Origin of the sequence: Serratia entomophila, from assembly GCF_021462285.1 — a bacterium.
GTDB classification, from domain to species: Bacteria; Pseudomonadota; Gammaproteobacteria; order Enterobacterales; family Enterobacteriaceae; genus Serratia; species Serratia entomophila.
The window spans coordinates 844,596-856,841 of record NZ_CP082787.1 but is presented as its reverse complement, the minus strand read 5'-3'; the positions used below and the strand labels follow the sequence as shown (position 1 = coordinate 856,841).

The 12,246-nt window shown below is 56.4% G+C and carries 13 protein-coding genes, 2 tRNA genes and 1 rRNA gene; 5 read left to right on the top strand and 11 right to left on the bottom strand.

What is annotated here, in order from left to right; translation table 11 throughout:
- Nucleotides 1-113: 113 nt before the first annotated feature.
- The 3 genes from KHA73_RS04020 to KHA73_RS04010 all read right to left on the bottom strand — a co-directional run bounded on the left by KHA73_RS04020 (nt 114) and on the right by KHA73_RS04010 (nt 2,295).
- On the bottom strand, nt 114-1,073 hold the full coding sequence (locus tag KHA73_RS04020) for a FecR family protein (protein WP_234589158.1): 960 nt from the start codon (nt 1,071-1,073) through the stop codon (nt 114-116).
- Between the two features lie 83 nt (nt 1,074-1,156).
- The gene (locus KHA73_RS04015; protein WP_234589157.1) at nt 1,157-1,681 is read right to left on the bottom strand and encodes an RNA polymerase sigma factor; all 525 of its coding nucleotides are present in this window, start codon (nt 1,679-1,681) and stop codon (nt 1,157-1,159) included.
- Nucleotides 1,682-1,707: 26 nt separating this feature from the next.
- Entirely contained in the window at nt 1,708-2,295 is a 588-nt protein-coding gene (locus KHA73_RS04010; protein WP_234589156.1) for a secretin and TonB N-terminal domain-containing protein, read from the bottom strand.
- 263 nt (nt 2,296-2,558) lie between these two features.
- Between KHA73_RS04010 and KHA73_RS04005 the strand changes: the two genes are divergently transcribed.
- The gene (locus KHA73_RS04005) at nt 2,559-2,963 is read left to right on the top strand and encodes a hypothetical protein (protein ID WP_234589151.1); all 405 of its coding nucleotides are present in this window, start codon (nt 2,559-2,561) and stop codon (nt 2,961-2,963) included.
- Nucleotides 2,964-3,094: 131 nt separating this feature from the next.
- On the opposite strand, the gene KHA73_RS04000 is transcribed toward KHA73_RS04005, so the two are convergent.
- Both KHA73_RS04000 and dnaQ read right to left on the bottom strand, forming a co-directional pair.
- A tRNA-Asp gene (locus KHA73_RS04000) sits at nt 3,095-3,171 on the bottom strand.
- A gap of 123 nt (nt 3,172-3,294) precedes the next feature.
- On the bottom strand, nt 3,295-4,038 hold the full coding sequence (gene dnaQ / locus KHA73_RS03995; protein ID WP_380740780.1) for a DNA polymerase III subunit epsilon: 744 nt from the start codon (nt 4,036-4,038) through the stop codon (nt 3,295-3,297).
- A gap of 75 nt (nt 4,039-4,113) precedes the next feature.
- Between dnaQ and rnhA the strand changes: the two genes are divergently transcribed.
- Nucleotides 4,114-4,581 carry a ribonuclease HI gene (rnhA, locus tag KHA73_RS03990; protein ID WP_380740773.1) on the top strand — a complete coding sequence of 156 codons (468 nt, stop codon included), beginning with the start codon at nt 4,114-4,116 and terminating at the stop codon, nt 4,579-4,581.
- On the opposite strand, the gene KHA73_RS03985 is transcribed toward rnhA, so the two are convergent.
- Nucleotides 4,578-5,297, bottom strand: coding sequence for a class I SAM-dependent methyltransferase (locus tag KHA73_RS03985; RefSeq protein ID WP_234589147.1), 720 nt, complete (start codon nt 5,295-5,297; stop codon nt 4,578-4,580). The two genes, rnhA and KHA73_RS03985, sit on opposite strands and share 4 nt — an antisense overlap.
- Before the next feature lie 44 nt (nt 5,298-5,341).
- On the opposite strand from KHA73_RS03985, the gene gloB reads away from it, so the two are divergent.
- The gene (gene gloB, locus KHA73_RS03980) at nt 5,342-6,097 is read left to right on the top strand and encodes a hydroxyacylglutathione hydrolase (RefSeq protein ID WP_234589146.1); all 756 of its coding nucleotides are present in this window, start codon (nt 5,342-5,344) and stop codon (nt 6,095-6,097) included.
- 71 nt (nt 6,098-6,168) lie between these two features.
- Nucleotides 6,169-7,554, top strand: a complete 1,386-nt coding sequence (gene mltD, locus KHA73_RS03975) for a murein transglycosylase D (protein ID WP_234591183.1) — start codon at nt 6,169-6,171, stop codon at nt 7,552-7,554.
- A 51-nt stretch (nt 7,555-7,605) separates the two neighbouring features.
- Here mltD and KHA73_RS03970 read toward each other — a convergent pair whose 3' ends face one another.
- Both KHA73_RS03970 and KHA73_RS03965 read right to left on the bottom strand, forming a co-directional pair.
- A complete protein-coding gene (locus KHA73_RS03970) occupies nt 7,606-8,400 on the bottom strand; it encodes an endonuclease/exonuclease/phosphatase family protein (protein WP_261082638.1) in 795 nt (264 codons plus the stop codon).
- A gap of 241 nt (nt 8,401-8,641) precedes the next feature.
- The gene (locus KHA73_RS03965) at nt 8,642-9,817 is read right to left on the bottom strand and encodes an MFS transporter (RefSeq protein WP_234589136.1); all 1,176 of its coding nucleotides are present in this window, start codon (nt 9,815-9,817) and stop codon (nt 8,642-8,644) included.
- Between the two features lie 105 nt (nt 9,818-9,922).
- Here KHA73_RS03965 and yafC point away from each other — a divergent pair, with 105 nt between their 5' ends.
- Complete coding sequence (gene yafC / locus KHA73_RS03960) at nt 9,923-10,810, top strand: DNA-binding transcriptional regulator YafC (RefSeq protein WP_234589134.1); 888 nt, start codon at nt 9,923-9,925, stop codon at nt 10,808-10,810.
- Nucleotides 10,811-10,854: 44 nt separating this feature from the next.
- Here the strand turns inward: yafC and dkgB are convergent, their stop codons facing one another.
- From dkgB to rrf, 3 genes are all read right to left on the bottom strand, one after another.
- Nucleotides 10,855-11,658 (bottom strand): 2,5-didehydrogluconate reductase DkgB, encoded by an 804-nt coding sequence (dkgB, locus tag KHA73_RS03955; RefSeq protein ID WP_234589132.1) that lies wholly within the window; start codon nt 11,656-11,658, stop codon nt 10,855-10,857.
- Between the two features lie 213 nt (nt 11,659-11,871).
- Nucleotides 11,872-11,948 (bottom strand) — tRNA-Asp (locus KHA73_RS03950).
- Between the two features lie 94 nt (nt 11,949-12,042).
- Nucleotides 12,043-12,158 (bottom strand): 5S ribosomal RNA (gene rrf, locus KHA73_RS03945).
- Between the last annotated feature and the right edge of the window lie 88 nt (nt 12,159-12,246).

Below are 12,246 nucleotides of genomic sequence, written 5' to 3'. Positions count from 1 at the left end.
ACCGGACAGGCTCCTGGCTTGCCAACGATCGCTGCGGCTTACTCAGTGAATGACTGCGATCCGCCGCGATGACCGAACTGATGTCATAAAAACTTAATGGTCTATGGCCGCCCTTAGCTCAGCACCACGATCCCCCCCGGCAGATTCGTTACCCTGGCGCCGTAGGCATCGCGAATAAGCGCAGCCACGGTTTCCAGCTGATCCAGCTTAAACCGCGCCTGAACCAGGCGCTGCCCCAGCTGGCTGTTCAACAAAATGATTTTGCCCGGCCTGTAGCGATTAATTTCTTCGATAACCAGGTAGAGGGGCTGATGATTGAAAATAAGCAGGCGCCGCTGCCAGGCGATGACTTGCTCGGTATTGGCCTGCACCACCGGCCCCATGCCGGATGCGCTGTAGGTCAGCTGTTGACCGGCTTGCAGCCCGCGTTTCGTCGCCTGACACATCACGGACACCTCGCCGGCCAGGCAGGTGACGCTGACCTGATTGTCCAAATTGCGAATATTGAAATCGGCCGTTTTGGCATACACTTCGCCGCCGTTCGCATACACCACCAGCTGCGGAATGCTCATCGCCTGAGCGCGAATTTGCGCCTCGCCGGTCTTCAGAGCAATGCCTGCCGGGCGCAGATCGATACGCGTCAGCGTGTTCATCTCGACCGAGACGTTGCCTTGCAGCAAGATATTCTTTTGCTCGCCGGTCGCCGTTTGATAATCGCTCGTCAGCCCCTGAAAGCTCACTTCAGGATTCAGGAAGAAATCCGGCTTAAGCAAAAAAGCGCCGGCAGATGCCGCGGCGGCGCCCAGAAATGCCCTGCGCCCCCAGTTGGGCACCGATGCGCTATCGCGCCGGGACCCCGCATCGGGTGCAAGTGTGGCGGCCATCGCCGGCTCCAGCTGCCGCCACAGGCGTTTTACCTCATTGAACGCAGCGTAATGTTGCGGGCTTTTCTGGTACCATTGACGAAAAGCGTCCGCATCGTCGGTGGTCGCACGCCCCGAAGTAAGATGCACCAGCCAGTTTCTGGCCTCACGCGCCAACAGGTTCTTCGCCCGCCATTCAAAATAGCTCATGACTCAAAACTTCTCCTTCATGCCCGTATCGGCCATTTCAGGCCCGGAAACATCAGCACATTTCAACCTCGCCCCGGAGGGCATTATTTAGACGTTTTTTCCGCCCCGGGACCGAACTGCTGGATGACTTTTCGCGCCATGCGCCTGCCGCAAACCGTTAGCGCCGCTTTCAATTCCTTCTCCACCATTCTGGTCGAAATATGAAAACGTTGCGCGATCTCCCGATGCGAAATGCCCTCCAGACGCGAGGCGATCAAGATTTCTTGCTGCCGCCAGGGCAGTTGATGCAACACTTTTTGTAATTCGTTCACTTCATTCCTGGCGTGCACAATTCGCGCCGGATCCTGCGTCTCATCTTCCAACAACAAAAGTTCATCGATTTCATCCACGTTCAGCAAACGGGGCGTGTTGACGTGCTGATCATAAGCGACGTTCAGAGCGGTGCGATACAAATAGGCCTGAGGATTGCGCACCTTCAGCTCATCGTCGCGCTGTTCTATTCGCAGGTAAGTTTCGTGCAGGACATCGTTCGCCAAATCTTCGGAACCCAGGCGATATTTAAGCCTTTTGCGTAATGCATCATAGTAAGCAAGAAAGTGCCGGCGCATTTTTCTTCTTCCCCCAGTAAATGCCGTTATGCGTCATGCGTTCGGCACGCCTTTGCGGTTCCTTCCTCCGGCAAAACTAAAATTGTCAGCGGCTGAGGCAAACGCACGCGCATTTCCCCAGCCAGACGTAATCCTTTTATTTGTTTCAGGATGGCATTATCCCGTTGTAGTGATCCTGTTGAATCTATCAGCCTGACCCGCTCGACCAAACCTTGTGCATTCAGCCAGATCTGTATGACCGCCCGGTAATTGCCGGGGCGGGTTTGTGGCGTTTGGCATAATGCGCGCAGCAGCGACTGCTGCAAAAATACGCCAAACCGATGCCCCCCCAGCCCAGGCGTGGAGACATCACCGCCGCCTGCCGCCTCCCTCTCCCGCTGCGTTCCCGGGCTGGCCGCCACAAGCGTGAAGGCGCTGGCGCCGGCGTAGTGTGCGTTTAACCCGGTCCCCTGGAGTAAATATCGCAAGGCCGAATAGGGGTCAAAACGCCCCTTAATCGCCGCAGAACGCCGGTTGGCCGCCAGATCGCTATCCACCAATACGGCGAAACCCGATATCTCACCGTAACGCGCCAATGCCTGAAATAACGGCAATGAGGGAATATCGAAATTCATCTGTTGATTCGCACCATCCCGCGTCGCCGTTGCGCCCCCGCCAGGCCAGACGAAAGCACTGACAACCCACAGAACTAACAGCAAATGGCGTCCGGTTAACGGTAGAAGAGTGATTTTTCTCACTTAAATCCCAGCGCATATAACAGTGAAATGAGGACGCAGCACGAGGATGCAAACAGTAACCTAACCGTAATTTATGACCGTTTTATTATTATTTTCCCGGTTTATTGCCCAACGATATCGATTGCTATAAGAAAGAGGGTATGGAACCTGCCGTCGCCGTAAACGAATATGCGGCGCCATCCTTCACACTCGCGGATGATATTCCGATGAAAAATCGATTGAAGAACAAGATTGCGTCGGCGCTGCTGCTGTATGGCGCATCGATGTACTGTTATGCGGACGGTGCCAGCCCCGCCGCGCCGGCAAGCTCGTGCATGGAGGTTGAGATCAATGGATATCGGGCGTTACCCTACGACTGTTATCAACAACTGATGTCTCCACCTGCCGTGCCGAGAGCGGCGGGAACCCCCTTGACGAGGTTTGATGCCGATATCAGCCAACGCCAACCCAATCAGATTGGCCTCTATAGCCTATCGACATTAAAAAACCGTATGGGCAACAATCTCGGTAAATCGGCTTTGCCGCAGCGGCCGGCCAAGAAATAATACCGGGCAGGGGGAGGAAAATACCTCGTCGCTTAGTGCGAGGATAATATATTGGGGCGATCGTGATGCTGCAGCAGCTAAGCCACAAAAACGAAAAACCCCAAGCTCGTTAAAGCTTGGGGTCTGAATAGTGGCGGAACGGACGGGGCTCGAACCCGCGACCCCCTGCGTGACAGGCAGGTATTCTAACCAACTGAACTACCGCTCCGCGCCATTCCCTCTTGCGGGGGAACGAGGCGCATATTACGGACGCCCCTCAATTCCGTCAACGCCTTTTTCTCACCAAATGAACCGTTTGCACAGTTTTTCAGCGAAGGCGCGCCACAGGCTATTATTCGGCTGTTTCCGCCCGCCACAGGCAGCTGCCGCCCTTTTTAGCCACCAGATCCAAGCGCGCCTCATGGGCCAGCACTTCTTCATCGCTGGCGTAAACCACCTTCATGGCGGTCGCCGGGCGAACAATGCGCTGAATATCCTGGGTGGCGTCGGCCTGCTGGGTGTCGCCCTCCATCTGAAACGCCATCGACGTCTGGCCGCCGGTCATCGCCAGATAGACTTCCGCCAGGATCTCGGCATCGAGCAATGCGCCGTGCAGCGTACGCTTGCTGTTGTCTATCTCATAACGGCCGCACAGGGCGTCGAGGTTGTTGCGCTTGCCCGGGAACAGGCGGCGCGCCATCAATAGGCTGTCGGTAATGGTGCAGAAGGTCTCGGTCTTCGGAATGCCCCGCTGCATCATGCGGAATTCGTGATCCATAAAGCCGATGTCGAACGCCGCGTTATGGATCACCAACTCGCCGCCGCGAATGAAGTCGAGGAACTCGTCGGCGATTTGATCAAAGGTCGGTTTGTCGGCCAGGAACTCGTCGCTGATGCCGTGTACGCCATAGGCTTCCGGGTCCACCAGCCGGTCCGGCTTGACGTAGACGTGATAATGACGCCCGGTCAGACGGCGGTTAATCACTTCCACCGCACCGATTTCGATGATGCGGTGACCTTCGTAATGCACCCCGAGTTTGTTCATACCGGTGGTTTCGGTATCGAGGACGATCTGTCTGGTAGTGGTGGTTGAGATCATATTGCAGTGCTCACAGCGCTCGTTTATGTCAGACTTGGCTTTTATAAAACTGATAGGAAGAGTCTACCAGAGATGCTCAAACAGGTAGAAATTTTCACCGACGGCTCCTGCCTTGGCAACCCCGGCCCCGGTGGTTACGGCGCAATCTTGCGCTACAAGCAGGTTGAGAAAACCTTCAGCGCAGGCTATCGCCTGACCACCAACAACCGCATGGAGATGATGGCGGCAATCGTCGCATTGGAAGCGCTGACTTCGCCGTGCGAAGTGATCCTCAGCACCGACAGCCAGTATGTGCGCCAGGGCATCACCAGCTGGATCCACAACTGGAAAAAGCGCGGCTGGAAAACCGCCGACAAAAAACCGGTCAAAAATGTCGATCTGTGGCAACGGCTGGATCTGGCCATTCAGCGCCACAACGTTAAATGGGAATGGGTCAAAGGCCACGCCGGCCACCCGGAGAACGAACGTTGCGACGTTTTGGCGCGCGATGCAGCCGGTAATCCGACCCAGGAAGACGTGGGTTACAAACCGGAAGCCTAAGGCAGTTTGCGATAACTCTTGGTCGCGCCCACCGCGCGGCTGAGAGAGGGTTTCCTCGCTCCCACCTTCATCGGCGTCGGCGTCAGCGGCAAGGTTCGCTTGCGCGCCACAATCACGCTCATGCATCCCAGCGCCGGCAGGTGCGTACACAAAAACTTGCCGCCCTTGCGGTGCCACGGCAGCACGTGAAACCGCGCCTGGTGCAGCACTTCATAATTCAGCAGGCTGAGCCAATCCAGCAGCCGCATCTGGGTAAACATGCGGCTGGCGTAGGGCTGGCGATGGCGCAGCCCAGGCACCAGCTTGCCCAATCCCAGCAGGCTGAACGGATTGAAACTGCTGACGACCAGCCAACCGTCGTCGATCAACACCCGGTCAACTTCGCGCAGCAGGCGGTGCGGATCGTCCGCATAGGACAGCGTATGTGCCAGCAGGCAGGCATCGACCGACTTGGCGGCGAACGGTAGCTGGTAGGCATCGGCGATCACCTGCAGCCCTTCTCCCTCCAGGCCCACGTTGACCTGATGCGAAATGGCGCATTTGTCCGTCGCCAAACCGGCGCTGAGGTTGCCGAGCTTCAGCAGGTGGAAACCGAACAGCTTTGACCACCAGGGTTGCAACTGCCGCTCAAGCGCCTCACGATAGTATTCCCCCCACGGCAGCTCGGCCCATGACTGTGGGCCGGTGAGCTTTTGTAGAGTATGGGCTGGTTTCATGATTTATTATCTTCTTTCAAGCCGTTGCCAACGAGAGGTACAACATGAATCTTATCAGCATTCCCGCCTTCCAGGACAATTACATTTGGTTATTGGATGACCGGCGGGGCCACTGCACGATCGTCGATCCGGGCGAGGCGCAGCCGGTGCTTGAGGCGTTGCAACGCCTGCAGCTGACGCCGGATGCGATTCTGCTGACCCACCATCATCACGATCACGTTGGCGGCGTGGCGCAGCTAACGGCGCAGTACCCCGGCCTGCCGGTATACGGGCCGCAGGAAACGGCGGATAAAGGCGCGAATCATATCGTACGTGACGGTGATAGCTTCGAAATCAATGGGCGCCAGTACGCAACGATCGCGGTTCCCGGACATACCTTAGGCCACGTGGCATTCTATAGTGCGCCTTACCTGTTTTGCGGCGACACAATTTTTTCCGCCGGCTGCGGAAGATTATTTGAAGGCACGGCAAAACAAATGTACGACGCATTTCAACAACTCGCGCAACTTCCCGATAACACCTTAATTTGCTGCGCGCATGAATATACTCTTTCAAATCTTAAGTTTGCGCGGGCTATTTTGCCGGAAGATCGAGAGATTGAAACATATCAACAACATGTTGAAGCCTTAAGGGCAAAAGGCCAACCCAGCGTGCCCACTACGCTGCAATTAGAGCGTAAAATTAACCTATTTTTACGCTGCCATGACACTGATTTACAAAACAAATTAGGCTTTAATTCGCCCCCCGAAAGCCTTCATTCGGTTTTTTCCGAATTACGCCTGCGGAAAGATAACTTCTGAGCTTTTAGTTGTGTTATTTGACGAAGCAAAGTATGATTGCTCGTCTTTTAAGCAACTATATTGACACACACATGAAGGCTAAAGCGATATTTCTCGCCTCAGTCTTGCTAGTGGGGTGCCAGTCGTCCAGGCAGGACGCGCCGGCCCCAGAACAGCATGCACAGAGTTTGTCTTCGGCAGGTCAAGAAAGTGAAGCAGGAGAGTACACAGCGAATGGTCGAGCGAGCTCGGCGCGGTGGCTAGATAATAATAGCCCGGCCGCGCAACAAGACCTGTGGAACTTCATTAGCGACGAGCTGAAGATGGGGGTTCCGGAAAATTCCCGGATCCGTGATCAAAAAAGAAAGTACTTAAAAAGTAAGAGCTATCTCCACGATGTAACATTACGGGCAGAGCCGTACATGTACTGGATAGTCGGGCAGATTAAGAAACGCAATATGCCGATGGAACTGGTACTGCTACCCATAGTGGAGAGCGCTTTTGACCCACACGCCACGTCAAGTGCCAATGCCGCAGGGCTATGGCAAATCGTGCCGCAAACGGGTCGTAATTATGGTTTGAAAAACAATCAGTGGTATGACGGGCGACGTGATGTCGTGGCCTCGACGACCGCTGCGCTTAACATGATGCAGCGCTTGAACCGCATGTTTAATGGCGACTGGTTACTGACCGTAGCCGCCTATAACAGTGGTGAAGGCCGCGTGATGCAAGCGGTGAAGGCAAACAAACGTCAGGGTAAGCCAACCAATTTCTGGGCACTGTCGCTTCCGCGTGAAACGTCAATTTATGTCCCGAAAATGCTGGCGCTGAGCGACATCATCAAAAACAGCAAAAAGTACGGCATCAAGCTTCCTAAGACTGATGAAACCCGTGCGCTGGCGCGAATCGATGTCGGGCAGCAAATACAGTTGACTCAGGCGGCTGAGATGGCTGGGCTTTCGGTCACCAAGATGAAGGCTTACAACCCAGGTTACAAAAAAGGCGTTACGGCACCCAACGGGCCCCATTACATCATGGTTCCCAAAGGCAATGCCGATCAGCTGAAAGACTCGCTGGCCGATGGCCAGATCGCTGTAGCTCAGCCAACCACCCAGTTGGCGAAAAACAGCGGCTTGTCTGGCGGCAGCTCGTATAAAGTGCGCTCCGGCGACACCTTATCGGGCATTGCAAAGCGGTTGAATATCAAGACCAGCGATTTGCAGAGTTGGAACAACTTGCGCACCAAGAGTGCCTTAAAAGTTGGGCAAACCCTGCAAGTGGCCAGCAATACCGGCAGTAACAGCAGCATCACCTATCAGGTTCGTAAAGGTGACTCGCTGGCCAGTATCGCACGTCGTCACGGCGTCGATATTAACGACGTGATGCGTTGGAACTCAACGCTCGGCAAAGGCAACAGCCTGCAGCCCGGTCTGAAGCTGACCTTGTTTGTCGGCAACAAACTGACGCCGGAGACCTAAATTTCCGGCACAAAAAAGCACCCTTCGGGGTGCTTTTTTATTGTCTGACATTCACCAGTGCGGTTTGTCTTTCTCCGGATGGAACTCCACCAACAGCGGGTTATGATCCGAAGCGCTGGTCACCAACACCGAGGCTTCGGCCACGCCCAGGTTACGGTAAAACACAAAGTCGAGCGGCCGCCCAAAGGCCTTGCGGCGGTGATCGTCAGTGAAGCTCACCTCGCGCAACGCCATGTCGCCGGCGAACTCATACAACGCATTGATGCGTTTGCGGCTCCAGGCATTAAAGTCCCCCGCCATAATCACCGGCCCCTGATGGCTGGCGATCTGCTCGCCAATCGGCCCCAGCTGTTTGCTGTAAACGTCAACACCCAGGCTAAAGTTCACCGCATGGATATTCACCACCATCAACAGCTGGCCGTTAAACAGCGGATAGACGGTAATCAGCGCCGATTTGGCCAGGCGCAACAAAGGTTCGCGCTCCCGCAGCGGGCAGCAATATACCGGATGCGCCGCCGCCAGCGTCATCACGCCGGAAGGATGCTGCGGCAACGCGAATGCCGGCACCTGATCGGCCGCCAGGTAGTTGGCGGTCGCGTAGCTCACCAGCTCTGGCGTGGTCTGCGCTTCTTGCAACAGCACCAGCTGCGCATCTTTGCCGTAGCTTTTCAGCACTGAAAGCCAATCGGCCCGTTGCTGCTTAAAGATGTTCCACACCATCACGCGCAGAGCGCCGGCCGTCGGCAATGCGGCCCCTGGCGGCAATGGTTGATTGATGGCGCCAGGGAAAATTCGCTCAACCGGCTGGCCTGCAACATACCTCATTGCATAAGTTCGTTTCGGCACGCTATTCGCCTATTTCCCATTAGGATGAAACTGACGGAGAGAGATCCGCCAACAATGCATAGATTATACGCCCGCCTTACGCTCAAGGCATGGCTTTTACGGGGCATATCCTTTCAGTTATAGGGGGGACAGGGAGGGATTTCAATCTTCCGAGGGTATAGCTGTGTAAAGGTGAGCAACAACGGGTGAGAAATGCGAAAAGGCCCGCAAAGCGGGCCTGAGTGACAGCGACATTAGCCTGTCAGGCGGTCTGGGGCTGATACTTTTTGTCCAACCGGCCGCTGAGGCCAACCAGCAACAGTGCGCCCACCACAATCAGCGCGCCAATCCACGGCGTTTGCGCCAGCCCCAGTGAAGCAACGGTTTGGCCGCCAATCACCGAGCCAAGGGCGATGCCAACGTTAAAGGCCGCGATGTTCAGGCCGGAGGCCACGTCTACCGCATTCGGCGTGTACTGTTCGGCTTTCTGCACTACGTAAACCTGCAGGCCCGGTACGTTGCCGAAGGCGAACACCCCCATCACAATCACCGTCGCCAGCGCGGCGATGCTGTGGCTGGCGGTGAACTGAAATACCAGCAACAGCGCGGCCAGCGCGGCGAAGATTAAGCTCAGCGCCCGCACCGCACCGTGACGGTCCGCCAGCTTGCCGCCCCAGATGTTACCGACGGCGACCGCAATGCCGTACGCCAGCAGGATCCAGCTCACCGCCGGAGCGGAGAAGCCCGCCAGTTCCTGCATCATCGGCGCCAGGAAGGTAAAGGTAGTGAACACCCCGCCGTAACCGAGAGCGGTGATAGCGTAAATCAGCAGCAGGCGCGGATGGGTCAGCACTTTAAGCTGCTCGCCAATGCTTGCGCTGGCCTGATTTTTAATGTTGTTCGGCACCAAAATAATGCTGGCGACGGTAGCGATCACGCCGATCAACGACACCGCCAGGAAGGTTTCCCGCCAGCCGAAGTGTTGGCCGATAAAGGTGCCCAACGGCACACCGGTCACCAGCGCCACGGTCAGGCCGCCAAACATGATGGCGATGGCGGAAGCCGCCTTCTCTTTCGCCACCAGGCTGGTCGCGATGGTGGAACCGATCGAGAAGAACACGCCGTGCGCCAGGCCAGTCAGCAGGCGGGCGATCACCAGCGACTCATAGCTCGGCGACTGCCAGGCCAGCAGGTTGCCGAGAGTGAACAGCACCATCAGCCCAACCAACAGCAACTTGCGCGGTACGCGGCCGGTCAGGGCCGTCAGCACCGGGGCGCCGATCGCCACGCCGATGGCGTAGATGGTCACCAGCAGCCCGGCGGACGGCACCGTCACCCCAAGCTGTTCCGCAATGGTCGGGATCAGGCCGACGATCACAAACTCCGTAGTGCCGATGGCAAAGGCACTGATGGTCAATGCAAGTAATGCGAGAGGCATTTTTTACTCCAAAATAGCGTTCAGGTTGATGACGGCTATTATCGGCCTATGCTTAAATGATAAAAATGCTCAAAATTTCAAATAAATTTTGCCAATGGAGCAAAAATGAAAGCAAACTCCGACGAATTGATCACCTTCGTCACCGTGGTGGAAAGCGGCAGCTTCAGCCGGGCGGCGGAACGCCTGGAACAGGCCAATTCCGTGGTAAGCCGCACCGTGAAGAAGCTGGAAACCAAGCTGGGCGTCACGCTGCTCAACCGCACCACGCGCCAAATCAGCCTGACTCAGGAAGGGGAAAGCTATTTCCGCCAGGTGCAAAAGGTTTTGAGCGACATGGCCGCCGCGGAGAATGCCTTAATGGAAAGCCGCCAGCGCCCGCAGGGGCTGTTGCGGGTTGACGCCGCCACGCCGGTGGTGCTGCACGTGCTGACGCCGCTGGTCGCGGAATTCCGTTCGCGCTATCCGGAGATGTCGCTGTCGTTGGTATCGTCGGAAAACTTTATCAATCTGATCGAGCGTAAAGTGGATATCGCCATCCGCGTCGGCGAACTGACCGATTCCAGCCTGAAAGCGCGCAAACTGATGACCAGCTACCGCCGCCTATTGGCCTCCCCCACCTACCTGGCGCAAAACGGCACCCCGCAAAAGGTGGAAGATCTGGAACACCACTGCTGCATCGGTTTTAACGATCTGCCCAGCCTGAACCGCTGGCCGCTGGCCTGTGCCGACGGCCGCCAGCTGGAAATCACCCCAGGGCTGACCACCAACAGCGGTGAGACCCAACGCCACCTGTGCCTGCACGGTAACGGTATCGCCTGCCTGTCGGACTTTATGATCGATGAAGACATTAAGCGCGGCGATCTGGTGCCGATTCTGGTGAAAGAAACCCTGCCGGTCGCTATGCCGATTAATGCGGTGTACTACAGCGACAGCGCAGTCAGCAACCGTCTGCGCAGCTTTATCGATTTTGTCAGCGAACGCCTGGCACAATAAAAAAGGCGCCCCAAGGGCGCCCTGATGACGTATAGCGAGGGGGATCAATCCCAGTCTGGCGCCAGACCTTCCGGGCTAACCAGGCGGCCGTTGTTTTCCAAGGTGGCGATCTGCGCCATGTCTTCGTCGGTCAGCTGCAGCTGCTGTGCCAACAGATTGCTCGCCAGGTTCTCACGTTTGGTGGATGACGGGATCACCGCGTAACCCAGCCGCAATGCCCAAGCCAGGATCACCTGCGCCGGGGTGGCGTGATGGCGCGCCGCAATGCGCTTAATGGTCTCGTCCTGCAGCGCCTTGCCGTAAGCCAGCGTCATGTAGGAGGTAACGGCGATGCCGTGCTGTTGAGCGAACTCCACCACTTTGCGGTTCTGCAGATACGGCGACAGCTCAATCTGGTTGGTGGCGATCTGGTCGGCGCCGACGGCATCGATCGCCCGCTGCATAAGATCGATGGTGAAGTTGGAGATGCCGATTTGGCGGGTCAGCCCCAGCTTCTTGGCCTCAACCAGCTCGGCCATAAACTCCGCCACCGGCACCTCGTCGTTCGGCGACGGCCAGTGGATCAGCGTCAGATCGACGTAAGAGGTCTGCAGCTTGCTCAGGCTTTCCTGCAGGCTGGGGATCAGTTTGCCTTTCGCCAGGTTGGCGATCCAAATCTTGGTGGTGATGAACAGGTCTTCGCGCTTGACGCCGCTGGCGGCGATGGCCTGGCCGACGGCCGCTTCATTCTCGTAGATCTGCGCGGTGTCGATCGCGCGGTAACCCAGCTCCAGCGCGGTGCGCACCGAATCAATAACAACCTGATCCTGAAGGCGGAAGGTACCTAAACCAAATGCGGGGATGCTCATAATGTCTTTCTCTCGTTAGCGAATAGATGCGATATGACGGAGATTATGGCAACTGTTTTGTTGATCAAAAACGCCCTATTGTGCATAACACTTTTGATTAATAGGCAACAATAGCCGGAGCGGCGGCGTAGATTTTGCTGAAAAGGCACCGGACTGCGGCATTTTTGCATATGAAAAAGCCCTGAGTCAGAGACTCAGGGCTTATCAATTAAGTGGCGGAACGGACGGGGCTCGAACCCGCGACCCCCTGCGTGACAGGCAGGTATTCTAACCAACTGAACTACCGCTCCACCGATTCTTTTACGTTGCATCTCGCGATGCCGGCAAAACCGCCTCGGCGATTTCGCTCATTACCAGATGTCAGGCTGGTAACGTTTATTTGATGCCTGGCAGTGTCCTACTCTCGCATGGGGAGACCCCACACTACCATCGGCGCTACGGCGTTTCACTTCTGAGTTCGGCATGGGGTCAGGTGGGACCACCGCGCTATTGCCGCCAGGCAAATTCTGTTTCATTCCAACCGCGTCACTCTCGTGCCGCCATTGAAACCAATCTAAGAACTTCGCTGAAAATCTAGAGTTATTCGTA